12 protein-coding genes are annotated in these 14,202 nt (G+C 71.8%); 3 read left to right on the forward strand and 9 right to left on the reverse strand.

Going from position 1 to position 14,202, the window contains the following annotated elements; all coding sequences use genetic code 11:
• Positions 1-58 precede the first annotated feature (58 nt).
• From F0U47_RS10980 to F0U47_RS11000, 5 genes are all read right to left on the reverse strand, one after another.
• Entirely contained in the window at positions 59-1,246 is a 1,188-nt protein-coding gene (locus F0U47_RS10980; RefSeq protein WP_149750418.1) for a hypothetical protein, read from the reverse strand.
• A 47-nt stretch (positions 1,247-1,293) separates the two neighbouring features.
• Positions 1,294-3,450, reverse strand: a complete 2,157-nt coding sequence (locus F0U47_RS10985) for a DEAD/DEAH box helicase (RefSeq protein WP_149750419.1) — start codon at positions 3,448-3,450, stop codon at positions 1,294-1,296.
• 367 nt (positions 3,451-3,817) lie between these two features.
• Positions 3,818-5,098 (reverse strand): HNH endonuclease signature motif containing protein, encoded by a 1,281-nt coding sequence (locus F0U47_RS10990; RefSeq protein ID WP_188111278.1) that lies wholly within the window; start codon positions 5,096-5,098, stop codon positions 3,818-3,820.
• A 274-nt stretch (positions 5,099-5,372) separates the two neighbouring features.
• The gene (locus F0U47_RS10995; RefSeq protein ID WP_149750421.1) at positions 5,373-5,618 is read right to left on the reverse strand and encodes a 2TM domain-containing protein; all 246 of its coding nucleotides are present in this window, start codon (positions 5,616-5,618) and stop codon (positions 5,373-5,375) included.
• Between the two features lie 75 nt (positions 5,619-5,693).
• On the reverse strand, positions 5,694-7,661 hold the full coding sequence (locus tag F0U47_RS11000) for a M13 family metallopeptidase (protein ID WP_149750422.1): 1,968 nt from the start codon (positions 7,659-7,661) through the stop codon (positions 5,694-5,696).
• Between the two features lie 87 nt (positions 7,662-7,748).
• Here F0U47_RS11000 and F0U47_RS11005 point away from each other — a divergent pair, with 87 nt between their 5' ends.
• Positions 7,749-8,270, forward strand: coding sequence for a CAP domain-containing protein (locus tag F0U47_RS11005; RefSeq protein WP_149750423.1), 522 nt, complete (start codon positions 7,749-7,751; stop codon positions 8,268-8,270).
• A 3-nt stretch (positions 8,271-8,273) separates the two neighbouring features.
• Here the strand turns inward: F0U47_RS11005 and F0U47_RS11010 are convergent, their stop codons facing one another.
• The 4 genes from F0U47_RS11010 to F0U47_RS11025 are packed head-to-tail and all read right to left on the reverse strand — an operon-like array spanning position 8,274 to position 11,540.
• On the reverse strand, positions 8,274-9,056 hold the full coding sequence (locus F0U47_RS11010; protein WP_149750424.1) for a 2-phosphosulfolactate phosphatase: 783 nt from the start codon (positions 9,054-9,056) through the stop codon (positions 8,274-8,276).
• Positions 9,053-9,799: an amino acid ABC transporter ATP-binding protein gene (locus F0U47_RS11015; protein ID WP_149750425.1), complete on the reverse strand. Its 747-nt coding sequence runs from the start codon at positions 9,797-9,799 to the stop codon at positions 9,053-9,055. Before F0U47_RS11015 ends, F0U47_RS11010 begins: the two co-directional genes overlap by 4 nt.
• Positions 9,796-10,665, reverse strand: a complete 870-nt coding sequence (locus tag F0U47_RS11020; protein ID WP_149750426.1) for an amino acid ABC transporter permease — start codon at positions 10,663-10,665, stop codon at positions 9,796-9,798. The genes F0U47_RS11015 and F0U47_RS11020 overlap by 4 nt, the downstream gene beginning before the upstream one ends.
• Positions 10,662-11,540 (reverse strand): ABC transporter substrate-binding protein, encoded by an 879-nt coding sequence (locus F0U47_RS11025; protein ID WP_149750427.1) that lies wholly within the window; start codon positions 11,538-11,540, stop codon positions 10,662-10,664. The genes F0U47_RS11020 and F0U47_RS11025 overlap by 4 nt, the downstream gene beginning before the upstream one ends.
• Before the next feature lie 89 nt (positions 11,541-11,629).
• Between F0U47_RS11025 and F0U47_RS11030 the strand changes: the two genes are divergently transcribed.
• Together F0U47_RS11030 and F0U47_RS11035 are read left to right on the forward strand one after the other, a co-directional pair.
• The gene (locus F0U47_RS11030) at positions 11,630-12,160 is read left to right on the forward strand and encodes a PadR family transcriptional regulator (protein ID WP_149750428.1); all 531 of its coding nucleotides are present in this window, start codon (positions 11,630-11,632) and stop codon (positions 12,158-12,160) included.
• Entirely contained in the window at positions 12,157-14,175 is a 2,019-nt protein-coding gene (locus F0U47_RS11035; RefSeq protein WP_246159561.1) for an NADPH-dependent 2,4-dienoyl-CoA reductase, read from the forward strand. The genes F0U47_RS11030 and F0U47_RS11035 overlap by 4 nt, the downstream gene beginning before the upstream one ends.
• The last annotated feature ends 27 nt before the right edge of the window (positions 14,176-14,202 follow it).

The raw sequence follows: 14,202 nt of genomic DNA on the forward strand, positions 1-14,202 counted from the left end.
AGCGACCTCCTCGACCACCGCGCGAGGCTAACGGGCAGGGCCGACGGTGAGTTCCCGGTCAGGCCCTCCTCTTCCTCGCCAGGAGCTGCTGGAGGCCGACCAGCGCGAGCACCAGCGTGCCGGCGACCGCCAGGGCCGCGCCCCACCAGGTGGGGTGGTCGACCACGAGGACGAAGGTGGCGGTCGGTACGACGGAGGCCGGCATCGCGATCGCGAGCACGGTGAAGCCGGGGTTCCCGTTGAGGGCCGCCGCGAGCGCCCACACCAGGGTGAGGACCGCGGCGAGCGCCAGGATCACGTAGACGTCGGTGTCGAAGTCCGCCTTCGGCCCCTCGGCGCCGGACGCGGCGCCATCCTCGCCGCCGATCATGTCGAGCGAGAAGAAAGGTGCGAACGCCTGCGAGATCACCAGCACGAGCAGCACGCCGTTGAAGCCGATCACCCCGACCACGCCGGCGACGACACCGCTGAGCGCGCGGGTCGGCAGGATCCAGCCGACCGCGGTGACGACGAGCACGAAGACCGCGACCGCGGCGGCCGCGACGATTGCCCCGTCGTCGTCGCCGATGTCGGACAGCAGGTCGTCGCACGCCTGGAGGTAGACCAGGCCGAGGCCCAGGATCGCGGTGACGACGAAGGCGCCGCGGCGGATCGCGACGTACCCCAGCACGGAGAGGAGTACGACGACACCGCCCACCAGGTAGGGGAGCCAGTCGTCCGCACCGCTGACGTCCTCGAGCCCGACGCCGAGCATCGCGCCGACGCCGAGCACCCCGATCGCGCCCGGCCAGGTCGCCAGCTCCTCGCGGGTCCGGCCGACTCCGCCCAGGAGCGAGACCAGGGCGACGAGGACGAGCACGGCGGTGGCGCCGAGGCCGACCGTGTAGTTGGACCAGTCGAGGTCGCCGTCGGAGCGGGTGCGGGCGGCCGAGAGCACGATCGCGGCCGCCAGGAGCCCAACCCCGAGGGAGATCGGCAGCAGGCTCATCCCCGGTCGGTCGCGCCGCCGCTCGACGACGGCGGGCGGCGGGGGCGGGGGTGGGTCCATGACCGCGGTCGTCGTCCCGCTCGGCGGCGGCGGCGCACCGGCGGGCGCGGTCTGGGTGGGTGGCGGGGGTGGGGCGGGCGTCGGCCCGTCGGTCGGCGGCGGGCCGCCGACGGCGTCGGCAGGGGTGACGGTGGGCGGCGGCCCTACGGGGGTGTCCTTGGGTTCGCCGGATCCGGTGGAGCGAGCGTCCTCGGTCATGTGTCGACGGTACGGCGCCTGGTCCCCGAACCTCGGGACCCGAGCGGTCAGGCCGACACGGCGAGGGTGAGCGGCAGGACGGCCTCGGCACCGGCAGCGGCCAGCCCGTCCGATGCGAGGGTGATCGACCACCCGGTCACGACCAGGTCGTCAACGAGCAGGACCCGCCTGTCCCGGACGGCATCGGGGTGGTCGAGCAGGAGGGCGTGGCGGCGGGTGACCGCCGCGACCCGCTGGGCGGAGTTCGTCGCTCCCTGCCCGGGCAGCACGTCGGGGTCGGTGATCGCCCAGCGACCCACGATCGGCCGCTCGAGGTAGCGGGACAGGCCGGCGGCCAGGTCGGCGACCAGGCCTGGTCGGGTCGCCGACTCGGCGACGACGATCGCGTCCGGCGCGGGCTGCCAGTCGGCGAGCATCGCGACCACAGCCCGGACCAGGGGGACGGGCACCGTCGTCGGTGTCTCGTCTCCGGTGGTCCGGAAGAGCTCGCGGAGCGCGGTGCCGTGGCCGAGGTCGGTCAGCCGGGCGATCGCCCGGCCCTCCTCGGCGGGCTGCTTGATCCGGCCGCTGCGGTCGACGCCGAGCGCGGACAGGCCGGTCGGCCAGAGCTTCCGCGGCTCGATGGGGACGCCGGGACGGGCGAGCCGGTCGGCAGCCTCGGCCACCGCCTTCGGCGACACGTCGACCGGCAGGTCGAGCCCGCCGCAGTTGTCGCACCGCCCGCACACCCAGTCCTCACCCGCGGCCGGGTCGTCGAGCTGGTCCCGCAGGAACCACATCCGGCAGCGGTCGGTCGTCAGGTAGTCGAGCATCGCCCGCTGCTCACGCTCCCGGGCCTCGGCGACCCGGCGGTAGCGCTCGGCGTCGTAGGCCCACTCCTGGCCGCCCTTCGGGTCCAGCTCCCAGCCACCCTTGACCCGGCGTACGGCGCCATCCACGTCGAGCACCTTGAGCATCGTCTCCAGCCGGTTGCGGCTGAGGTCGACCCGCGCCTCGAGCGCCGGCGTGCTCATCGCCCCTCCGGCCTCGGCGAGGACGGCCAACGTCTCGCGCACCAGCGCCTCCCGCGGGAACGCCAGCGACGCGAAGTAGGCCCAGATGTCGCGGTCCTCGAGCGCCGGGAGGAGCACGACGGACGCCGCGCTCGTCGTGCCGCGCCCGGCCCGGCCCACCTGCTGGTAGTAGGCCACCGGCGAGCTCGGGGCGCCCAGGTTGACCACGAACCCGAGCGACGCGTCGAAGCCCATCCCGAGCGCGCTGGTCGCGACGAGGGCCTTGACCTTCCCGTCGAGCAGCGCCTGCTCCAGCGCGAGGCGCTCGGTCTGCTCGGTCTGGCCGGAGTAGGCCGCCACCTGGTGGCCGCGCGAGCGCAGGTAGTCGGCGACCTGCTGGGTCGCCGCCACGGTCAGGCAGTAGACGATGCCGCTGCCGGGCTGCTCCGCGAGGTGGTCGGCGAGCCAGGCCAGCCGCTGCTCGGCCGTGGGCAGCCGGACCACGCCGAGCTGCAGCGTCTCCCGGTCGAGGCTGCCGCGCAGCACGAGCGGCCCCTCGTCGGTCGAGCCTGTCGAGACCAGCTGCTCCGCGACGTCGTCGGTCACCCGCTGGTTGGCGGTGGCCGTCGTCGCGAGCACCGGGATCCCGTCGGGCAGCTCGGCGAGCAGGGTGCGGATCCGGCGGTAGTCGGGACGGAAGTCGTGGCCCCAGTCGGAGATGCAGTGGGCCTCGTCGATCACCAGCAACCCGCAGGTCGCCGCCAGCCGCGGGAGCACCTCGTCGCGGAAGCCCGGGTTGTTGAGCCGCTCGGGGCTGACCAGGAGCACGTCGACCTCGCCCCGGCTGATCGCCTCGTGGGTCTCCTCCCACTGCTGCATGTTGGTGGAGTTGATCGTCACCGCGCGGATGCCGGCGCGCTCGGCGGCCGCGATCTGGTTGCGCATCAGGGCCAGCAGCGGAGAGATGATCACCGTCGGCCCGCTCCCCTGGTCGCGCAGCAGCAGCGTCGCCACGAAGTAGACCGCCGACTTGCCCCAGCCGGTCCGCTGCACGACGAGCGCCCGCCGCCGGTCGACCACCAGCGCCTCGATCGCCGCCCACTGGTCGTCGTAGAGCACCGCGTCGCTCTGTCCATCTCTGGGGCCCACCAACGCCCGCAGATGCTCCTCGGCCCGGGCGCGCGTGCTCTCCAGCTCGGTGGTCGCGGTCATGCCCTCGTGTCTACCAGCGCCCCCCGACGCGATGACAGGTCTGGCCGGGCTTGTCCACAATCGGCGCCGACTGGTGCGAGCGACGTGCCCGTCAGCACCAGCACCTCCGGGCCTGCGTTCTCGACCCCGTCGGCAGCACCGTCGATGACCGCGTCCAGCATCAGTGCTCGACGGGCGACCACATGGCGAGGAGTGTCGTACCGGTCGGGGCACACGATGGCCTGTCGATCACTGGTGGCGCCGCATGTCGATCGGCCAGCCGGTCTCCGTGTTCGGCCCATCGACGCAGCGCGACGTCCTCGTCGGGGTCGGGCACCTCGCCGACTGGCCGGACGTCGCGAGCCCGCGGCAGACGAGTCGGGTCGGCCTAGGTGCGGCGGTGGAAGCGGATGTCGCCGTTGGGGAGCTTGTCGGCGGCGAATCTTCGGTCGTGGGCGCGGTGGTGGTGCCAGGAGCAGAGGAGTACGCCGTCGTCGAGGTCGGTCCGGCCGCCCCGTGACCAGGGTGTCTCGTGGTGGGCTTCGCACCAGGTCGCTGGGATCGAGCAGCCCTCGGCGCGACAGCGTTTGTCGCGGAGTCGCATCGCCTTGCGCTGGGCTGCGGTGAACAGGCGGCGGGTGCGGCCCAGGTCGAGGATCTCGCCCCGGCCGCCGAGGACCACCGGGATGATCTGCGCGTTGCACGCCATCCGCCGCGCTTGGGTGGCCGACAGGTTGTCACCGCAGGAGAGGTCGCCGTCGAGCAGACCGGCGGTGGCCAGGTCCTGTCGCAGTGAGTCCAGGGTGATGGTGACCATCACGCTGGTGGCGTCTCCGCCGTGGGCGGGAAGCTTGTCCGGGTCGAGGTGCTCGAGGAGCGCGCAGAATGCTTGGCCGAGCCTGCGGGGGTAGGGGATTCGGTCCTCCTCCCCGGACACGTCGTCGTCGGCCTTGCGGGGTGAGGTGAACGCCTCCAGGTAGGACCGCAGTCGTGCCGCGTCCGCGTCCGGGATCACCCCCGAGAGCCGGGTGGACCCCTCACCGAGCGCCCGCAGGGACAGCCGGCACTTCTCCCGGGCGTGGCGTTCCTCGTCCTCCAGCCGCTTGGCTTCCTCGGCCTCGGCGATCTCGGGAGCGACCACGTCCAGGATGTGCCGGGCCAAACGGCGCAGCTCACTGGGCCTGAACTCCCGCGCATAAGCGACCAGCTGCTCCTCCGCGCGTGCCACCACCTCCGGACCGACCCGGGCGGGCAACGCCTCCAGACCGGCGACGATCACCCGCGCCTGCTCGGCCGATACCACCCCGGCGGCCATCCCGGAACGCACCCGCAACCACCGGCAGTCCAGAGCGTTCGCGAGTTCTTGCTCGGCGCGGGCCACGGCGGACTCGGCCTGGGTTCGCGACGCCAGCCACGCCTCCACGTCCCGGGCGCCGTCGGCGTCGGCGACGTCGGCCGACGCGGCCATCACCCGCAGCCTCAGCTCCGCCAACCTCCGCTCAGCGTCGGTCAACGCCAACAGCGCGGCGCGCTTGTCGACGGGGCTCATGTACACCGCCGGCACCCCAGCGACCTCCGCAAGCACGGCGGAGACCCGGTCGGCGCAGGCCGTGATCGGATGCGGCCGGGGCATCAGCTGCGCGACCACGGCACCTCCCGAGACAACCATCGACGTTGAGTTCATAATAGAACATCTGATCGAGCCGGACAAGCGCATCCACAGCTCCGGGGTGGTTTCGAGGCTCGGCGCTGGCGCGCCTCGCACCTCAACCACCGAGCTCGCTGGTGCCCGCGCTACGCGCGCGGGCACCACACCGACCCTTGTCGGCCCGGTCGTTTGGTAAAGATTTCAGCCATTTTGCGAAATCTGCTCCGGTGGCACGACCGGCTCGACTAACTTCGAACTCGCCGCCGCAGGTGACCCGAGACGCCTGCGGCGGCCTTCAGTTTTTCCGGCGCCCCAGCGTCCCCAGCACCACCGGCATGAGCGTGGGCAGGAGCACCCAGATCGGCCAGAAGTAGCCGCCGCCGGACATCGCCCAGATCACCACGCAGATGACGGAGGCGACGACCAGGCAGTCGGGCGCACCGCCGTACGACGGCCGGCACGATCCGGACCGCTGCACCTCGTGCTCGGGACCCGGCCGCCCGGGCGTGTAGGGCTCGTAGCTCGCCGGCGTCTGGCTCATGCCCCTATGAGACACCCGCCGGGCCGGTCGGCGCACTCCCCCGGGCGAGAAAATCCTGGTCAGCCCGGGACAGGATCACCAGATCCGGACCCGGTCCCCCGGGTCGAGCCACAGCCCGTCGCCCGGCTCCGTCCCGAAGACCTCGTGGAACTCGTCGAGGTTGCGGACGATGTTGGCGCGGAACTCCGGCGGGCTGTGCGGGTCGATGGTGAGGTACTGCCGCTCCTGCTCGGTACGGCGCTTGGTGCGCCACACGTAGGCCCAGTTCATGAAGAGCCGCCGCCGGTCCTCGACCGACGCCTCGCGGCCCGCGGCCTGCTCGGCGATCACGAACGCCTTGTGCCCGATGGTCAGCCCGCCGAGGTCGCCGATGTTCTCGCCGACGGTCAGCGCGCCGTTGACCTTCTCGTCGGGCAGGTTGCGCGGGGAGTACCCGTCGTACTGCTCGATCAGGGTCTTCGACTTCACCTCGAACGCCGCCTTGTCGTCCGGCGTCCACCAGTCGTTGAGGTTGCCGGCGCCGTCGTACTGCGCGCCCTGGTCGTCGAACCCGTGGCCGATCTCGTGCCCGATCACGGCGCCAATGCCACCGTAGTTCTCGGCCGGGTGGGCGTCCGGGCTGAAGAACGGCTTCTGCAGGATCCCGGCCGGGAAGCAGATCTCGTTGGTGCCGGGGTTGTAGTAGGCGTTGACCGTCTGGGGCAGCATGAACCACTCGTCGCGGTCGACCGGCGAGCCGATCTTCGCCAGGTGCCGGTCGGTCTCGAACGCCGCGGCGGCCTGCGCGTTGCCGACGAGGTCGTGCGGGACGACCCGCAGCTTGGAGTAGTCGCGGAACTCGTCCGGGTAGCCGATCTTCGGGCGGAACGTCGCGAGCTTCTCGTAGGCGCGCTTCTTGGTCTCCTCCGTCATCCAGTCGAGCGCCTCGATCGAGACCCGGTAGGCGGCGAGCAGGTTGGCGACCAGGTCGTCCATCATCGCCTTCGACTCCGGCGGGAAGTGCCGGGCGACGTACTCCTTGCCGACGGCCTCGCCCACGGCGCCCTCGACGAAGGAGACCCCGCGCTTCCAGCGGGCGCGCAGCTCCGGCGTGCCGGACAGGGTGCGGCCGTAGAAGTCGAAGTTGGTCTCGACGAAGTCGTCGGGGAGGTACGGCGCAGCGGACCGCAGCACCCGGCTGTACATCCAGTCGCGCCAGTTCTCGATCGGCGTGGCGGCGAGGACGGTCGAGAGGTGCTCGAGGTACGACGGCTGCCGCACGCACACCTCTGCGATCGTCGCGTTCTCACCCGTCAGGTGCCCGCCGAGGTTGGTGACGTAGGCGTCCCAGTCGAACGCGGGGCACATCGCCTTGAGCTCGCCGGCGGTCCGCAGGTTGTAGGTCTTCTGGACGTCGCGGGTCTCGGCCCGCTCCCAGTGGCCCTTGGCCAGCTCGGTGTCGAGTGCCAGGATCCGCTGGGCCGCGCCCTCGGGGTCGGGGTGCTCGCCGAGGGCGAGGAGCCGGGCGAGGTAGGCGACGTAGGCCTCGCGGATCTCGGCGAACTTCTCGTCCCGGTAGTAGCTCTCGTCGGGGAGCCCCAGCCCGCCCTGGACGATGTGGAAGAGGTAGCGATCGGAGTTGCGGTCGTCGGTGTCGACGTAGGAGCCGAAGACGCCGTAGCCGCCCACCCGCTCGAACTCGCCGAGGAACGCCGCCAGGTCGCGGACGTCGCGCAGCCCGCTGGCCGCCTCGAGGAGCGCCCGCACCGGCCCGAGGCCGAGGGTCGCGATCCGGTCGGTGTCCATGAACGAGTTGAACAGGTCGGCGATCTTGCGGGCGTCCTCGCTCGCGCCGGCCTTTCCGCTGGTTGCCGCCAGGTCGGTGATGATGTCGCGCACCTGCTGCTCGCAGACGTCGGCCAGCTGCACGAACGGGCCCCAGCTCGAGCGGTCCGACGGGATCTCCGTCTCCGCCAGCCAGCGACCGTTCACGTGGCCGAAGAGGTCGTCCTGCGGCCGGATGTCGGTGTCCATGCCCTCGCGGGCGTCGTCGAGGATGCTCACGGGAGCCGAGCGTACGGGGTCGGTGGTGCTCAACCCATCTGATCGTCTGCCAGACAAATCGTTACCTTTACTCCAGACTCTCTTGTCATGCGCATGACAATGGGGCTGCTGACGGCACTCCTCCTCGGCCTGCTCCTCGCCCCGTCGTCGACCGCCGCCCCCGTGCCGACCGACCGCCTGACGGTCGGGGTCGACCAGACCGAGCGGGCCGCCGCAGCGACGCGCAAGGAGAAGGTCGTGATCCTCACGAACAAGCGGCGCGTGGCCCACGGCTGCCGCAAGGTCCGCTCGGTCCGCGTGCTCAACCGCGTCGCGCAGAAGCACACCCGGTTGATGGCGAGCTGGGACGACGACGGCCAGCTGGACCATCAGCTGCCTGGGGAGGCCCCCCTTGCCACCCGGCTGGACAACGCCGGCTACCGCTGGCTCAAGTACGGCGAGAACATCCTCAACAACGTCGGCACCCCGCGCGGGGCGGTCGTGGCGTGGATGAACAGCCCGAGCCACAAGGCGAACATCGTCGACTGCGCGTTCCGGCACATCGGCGTCGGCTACGCCCTCGCCGAGGACGGCACCCCCTACTGGACCCAGGTCTTCGGCAAGCGGTGAGCGTCAGCCGGCGACGAACCCGTCGTCGGTGAGCACCGGCACCACCCCGCCAGCCCCGGCAGCCCCGTCGGCATCGACCGCGGCTGCCGCCTCGACATCGGCGCCGTAGCCGACCGCCGCGAGCTCGCGACCACTGGCGCACTCCGCGAGCGCTGCGGGCAGGTGGCCGGCGACGACGTCGTACGACGTCGCGGCGTGCTGCGCCTCCGGGCTCATCCGGCGAGCCGACAGGTCGAGCGCCCGGAGGACGGCGCCGGCGCCCCACAGGTCCTCGAGACCGGGGCGGAGCGAGCCGTCGGGCCACCGCTCACCGGCGGGGACGAACGCCACCACGGCACCGTCGGCCAGTCTCGGCGCGAGCCACGCCGCGACGGCCCCGCGGTTGCGCAGCGACGCGCCGACCACCGTCACCCCGTCGAGGGCGGCGCAGATCGTCGAGCCGTTGGGTGACGGGAGCACCAGCCGCTCGACCGGTTCCGACGCCAGCAGGTGGGCCGGCGACAGGCTGGGGGGCGGGTCGTCCAGGCCGGCCGCCTCGAACCGGCCGACGGCCAGCACCGCGTCGCGCTCCGCCGCGAACGCGGCCGCGCGATCGTCCTTCCAGCGGAACGGGTGGACCCGGGTCCCGCGCGCGACGGCGATCCCCAGGGACGTGGTGAAGGACAGCACGTCGACGACCACCGCGACGTCGGCCCCGCGGGCCACCGCGGCGCCACCGCTCGGACCCCAGTCGAGGCGGACGTCGTACGCCGCCTGCCCGTGGGCTGCCTCGATGCCGGTGCTCATCGCGGGAGCACCCGCCGCAGGAACTCACGGGTGCGCGGCTGCTCGGGGGTGACCAGCACCTGCTCCGGAGGGCCAGACTCCAGGATCCGCCCGCCGTCGAGGAAGCACACCCGGGTGGCGACGTCGCGCGCGAAGACCATCTCGTGGGTCGCGAGCACCATCGTCGTGCCGGCACGGGCCAGGTCGCGCACGATGTCGAGCACCTCGCCGACGAGCTCGGGATCGAGGGCGGCAGTGATCTCGTCGAGCAGCAGCAGCCGCGGACCGGTGCACAGCGCCCGCACCAGGGCCACCCGCTGCTGCTGGCCGCCGGACAGCCGGTCGGGGTGCTGGTCGACGCGGTCGCCGAGGCCGAACCGGACCAGCAGCTCGCGCGCCCCGGCCTCCGCCTCGGCCCTGGACCGGCCGTGCACCTTCCGGGGCGCCAGTGTGCAGTTGTCGAGGACGGACAGGTGCGGGAAGAGGTTGTAGGCCTGGAAGACCATCCCGATCGACCGCCGGACCTCCCGCGGGTCGACGAGCGGGTCCGACACCTCGCGGCCGTTCAGCTCGATCACGCCGTCGTCGATGTCCTCGAGCAGGTCGAGACAGCGCAGGAGGGTGGACTTCCCCGACCCGGAGGCGCCGATCAGGCAGACGACGTCACCAGCGTGGACCGCCAGGGCGACGTCGTCGAGCACCACCCGGTCGCCGTACGTCTTGCGCACATTGCGCGCCTCGATGACCGGCGCCGCCGCCGTCACAGCACACCTGCCCGCTCGCGCCGCGCGATCCGCGCCGCCAGCCAGTCGCACAGCCGCGCCAGCGGCACCGTCATCGCGACGAAGAAGCAGGCGACGACCACGTACGGCGTGTAGTTGAAGTTGTAGTTGGCGTAGTCGCGCGCGGTGAAGAGCGCGTCGAAGATCGACACGGAGGCGACCAGGGCGGTGTCCTTCTGCAGCGAGACGAAGTCGTTGAGGAGCGGGGGTACGACGCGCCGCACGGCCTGCGGCACCACGACGTGGCGCAGCGTCTGGCCGCGGGAGAGCGCGAGCGCCTGGGAGCTGAGCCACTGCGAGGGGTGCACCGAGTCGATGCCAGCCCGGAAGACCTCGGCGACATAGGCCGAGTAGGAGACCACGAGCGCGACGGTCGCCCAGAAGAAGCTGCTGGAGGGGATGCCCTGCAGGTCCAGCGCCGGCATGCCGAACGCGAAGAGGAACACCAGCAGCAGCGTGGGCACGCCGCGCACCACGTCGGTGTAGACGACCCCGATGCCGCGCAACGGCACCAGCCACGGCGACCGCGAGCTCCGCACCAGCGCGATCGCGAGGCCCAGCACCAGGATCAGCGGCTCGGCGATCAGGAACATCTTCACGTTGATCCAGAAGCCGTCGACGATCGCCGGCAGCGACTCCCGGGCGTGGAAGCCGTCGAAGAACGACTCCCGGACGCGGGGCCAGCCCGGCGACAGGAGTACGACGGCCGCCAGCCCGCCGACCACGGCCACCGTCGCGACCGATGCCGCCGCGACCCGGCGGCGGGTCTGCCGGGCGCGGGCGCTCCGGCGCTCGAGCTCGCGGGGACTGGGCGTCCAGCCCCGGGCCGGCGCCTCGTCGGCGCTCACTGCAGCTCGGGCACGCTCACGACGTCGGACAGCCACTGCTGCTCGAGGTCGTCGAGGGTGCCGTCCTCCTCGAGGTTCGCGAGCGCCCGGTTGACGCACGGGAGCAGCTCGCTGCCCTGCTCGAAGAGCAGACCGAACTCCTCGGTCTCGCCGCCCTCGACCTGGAACTGGCCGACCAGCGTGGAGTCGGGGATCTCGACGGCGCTGATGTAGAACGCGGTCGGGAGGTCGGCGACGATCGCGTCGACCTGGCCGTTCTGGAGCTGCTGCTTCGCGACGTTGGTGTCGTCGAGCACGGCAGGATCCTCGTCGGGCTGGATGACCTCTCGGATCGCGGTGAGCGAGGTGGTGCCGGTCTGCGCGCCGAGCTTCAGGCCCTTGAGGTCGTCGAGACTGGTGGCGTCGGCGGCCGGGCTGCCTTCGAGCGCGATCACGGCCTGCGCGGCGGAGTAGTAGCCCTCCGAGAAGTCGACCTCCTTGTCGCGCTCCGGCGTGATGGAGATCTGGTTGATGTCGAAGTCGAACTCCTTGTCACCCGGCTTGAAGAGGCTGTTGAAGCCGACCTTGACCCACGTCACCTGGTCCTCGGAGAAACCGAGCTCCTCGGCCACCGCGTAGGCGACGGCAGACTCGAAGCCCTTGCCGTTGCTGGGGTCGTTGTCGGAGAACCACGGCTCGTAGGCCGGGGAGTCGGTGCCGATGGTGAGCACCCCCTCCTTCATCACCGGGAGGTCCTCGGTCGCGCACTCGTCCGCCTCGGCGACCTCTCCGGTCTTGTCCTCCGCCTCCTCCTCGGGCGCGCACCCGACAGCGGCCAGGACGAGGCCGGTGGCAGCGAGAGCAGCGAACGTGCGGTGGCTACGGAGCAGGCGCATGCCGCGATCGTAGGGCCTGCGGCTGCGGGCGGCAGACCGATGGACGAGATAGTTTGCAACTCGTTGCATAGGTGCGGCACACTGCGGTCATGGCCCTCGAGCACGCCCTCCTCGTCGCACTGCGCGAGCAGCCTGCGTCGGGCCTGGAGCTCGCCCAGCGCTTCTCCCGCTCGATCGGGTTCTTCTGGAGCGCGACGCACCAACAGATCTACCGCGTGCTGGGCCGGATGGAGGCCGACGGGTGGGTCCGCGTCGAGACCGTCGCCCAGCAGGGCCGACCGGACAAGAAGGTGTACGACGTCACCGCCCTGGGCGAGACCGCGCTCGCGGACTGGCTGGCCGAGCCGACGCCCGACTCCCCGCTGCGCAGCGACCTCGCGGTCAAGCTGCGCGGCGCTTCGTTCGGGGACCGGGCGGCGGTGCTGGACGTCGTACGCGCGCGCCTCGTGGACCACCACGCCCGGCTCGAGCACTACCGGCAGCTGATGAAGCGGGACTACCCCGAACCGACCAGCCTGGCCGGGCTCGAGCTCGACCAGTACCTCGTGCTGCGCGGCGGCATCCTCATGGAGGAGACGTGGATCGCGTGGCTCACCGAATACCTGGAGGCACACCAGTGAGCACCCCGACCGCGCCGTACCCCCACCTCCTCGAGCCGCTCTCGCTCGGCCGGCTGACCCTGCGCAACCGCGTGGTGATGGGCTCGATGCACACCGGGCTCGAGGACAGTGCGCTCAACCTGCCCAAGCTGGGTGCCTACTTCGCCGAGCGCGCCCGCGGCGGCGTCGGCCTGATCATCACCGGCGGCTACTCCCCCAACAAGCGCGGCTGGCTCAAGCCGCTCGCGTCCGACATGACCAGCCGGCTGCAGGCGATGCGGCACCGCGAGGTCACCGGTGCGGTGCACGCCGAGGGCGGCGCGATCGCGATGCAGGTGCTGCACGCCGGCCGCTACGGCTACCACCCGTTCAGCGTGAGCGCGTCGAGCAAGAAGTCGCCGATCACGCCATTCCGGCCGAGCGCGCTTTCCACCAAGGGCGTCGACCAGACGGTCTCCGACTTCGCCCGCGCGGTCGCTCTCGCGGAGAAGGCGGGCTACGACGCGGTCGAGATCATGGGGTCCGAGGGCTACCTCGTCAACCAGTTCCTCGCCGCGCGCACCAACGACCGCACCGACGCATGGGGTGGTACGGCGGAGAAGCGGATGCGGTTCCCGGTCGAGATCGTGCGGCGTACCCGTGAGCTCGTCGGGGGCGACTTCCCGATCGTCTACCGGATCTCGCTCCTCGACCTGGTCGAGGACGGCCAGACCTGGGAGGAGGTCGTCGAGCTCGCGCACCTGCTCGAGGACGCCGGCGTCACCGTGCTCAACACCGGCATCGGCTGGCACGAGGCGCGGGTGCCGACGATCATCACGCAGGTCCCGCGGAACGCGTGGGTCGACCACACCGCCCGGCTCAAGGCCGAGGTCAGCGTGCCGGTCTGCGCGTCCAACCGGATCAACACCCCCGAGGCCGCCGAGGAGATCCTCGCGTCCGGCAAGGCCGACCTGGTCTCGATGGCCCGGCCACTGCTGGCCGACGCCCACTTCGTCAACAAGGCCGCGGAGGGTCGCGCCGACGAGATCAACACCTGCATCGCCTGCAACCAGGCGTGCCTCGACCACGTGTTCAAGAACCGATCCGCCTCCTGCCTGGTGAACCCGCGTGCCTGCCACGAGACGACGCTGGTGCTCCGGCCGACGCGGGTGAAGAAGTCGGTCGCCGTCGTCGGGGCCGGGCCCGCCGGGCTGGCCGCCGCGGTCTCGGCCGCGGAGCGTGGGCTCGCCGTCACGCTCTTCGAGAAGTCCGACGACATCGGTGGGCAGTTCAAGCTCGCGATGCAGGTCCCCGGCAAGGAGGACTTCCGCGACACGCTTCGCTATTACCGGCGCCGGCTCGAGGTGCTCGGCGTCGACGTGCGGTTGGGCACCGAGGCGACCGAGGCCCTGCTCTCGTCGTACGACGACGTCGTCGTGGCGACCGGCGTCACCCCGCGGATCCCGTCGATCCCGGGCGTCGACCACCCGCGCGTGCTGAGGTACGACGAGGTGCTGTCCGGCGCTGTCGTCCCGGGCCGCCAGGTGGCGGTGATCGGCGCCGGCGGGATCGGGGTCGACATGTCGGTGTGGCTGACCCACGACCCCGGCGAGACGCCGGACGAGTGGATGGCGCACTGGGGCGTGGGCGACCCGAGCCTGCACCGCGGCGGGCTCACCGAGCCCAAGCCCCGCGCGCCTCAGCGCGAGGTCACCCTCGTGCAGCGCAAGGCCACCCCGATCGGCATCGGCCTCGGCAAGACCTCGGGCTGGGCTCACCGGGCCGTGCTGAAGCAGTCCGAGGTGCGCCAGATCCGCGGTGCGTCGTACGACCTGATCGAGCCGACCGCCTCCGGCGACCGGGTCCGCCTCCACCTCACCGTCGACGGCGTTCCCGAGGTGGTCGAGGTCGACCACGTGGTGCTGTGCGCCGGCCAGGAGTCCGTGCGGGACCTCGTCGCTCCCGGCCGGACCGTCATCGGCGGCGCCGACGTGGCCGCCGAGCTCGACGCCAAGCGCGCGATCAAGCAGGGCACCGAGGTCGCCGCCGCCCTCTGACCCCCTCGTTGAATCGCCCCGCGTGGT

Source organism: Nocardioides antri (assembly GCF_008373765.1).
GTDB classification, from domain to species: Bacteria; Actinomycetota; Actinomycetes; order Propionibacteriales; family Nocardioidaceae; genus Nocardioides; species Nocardioides antri.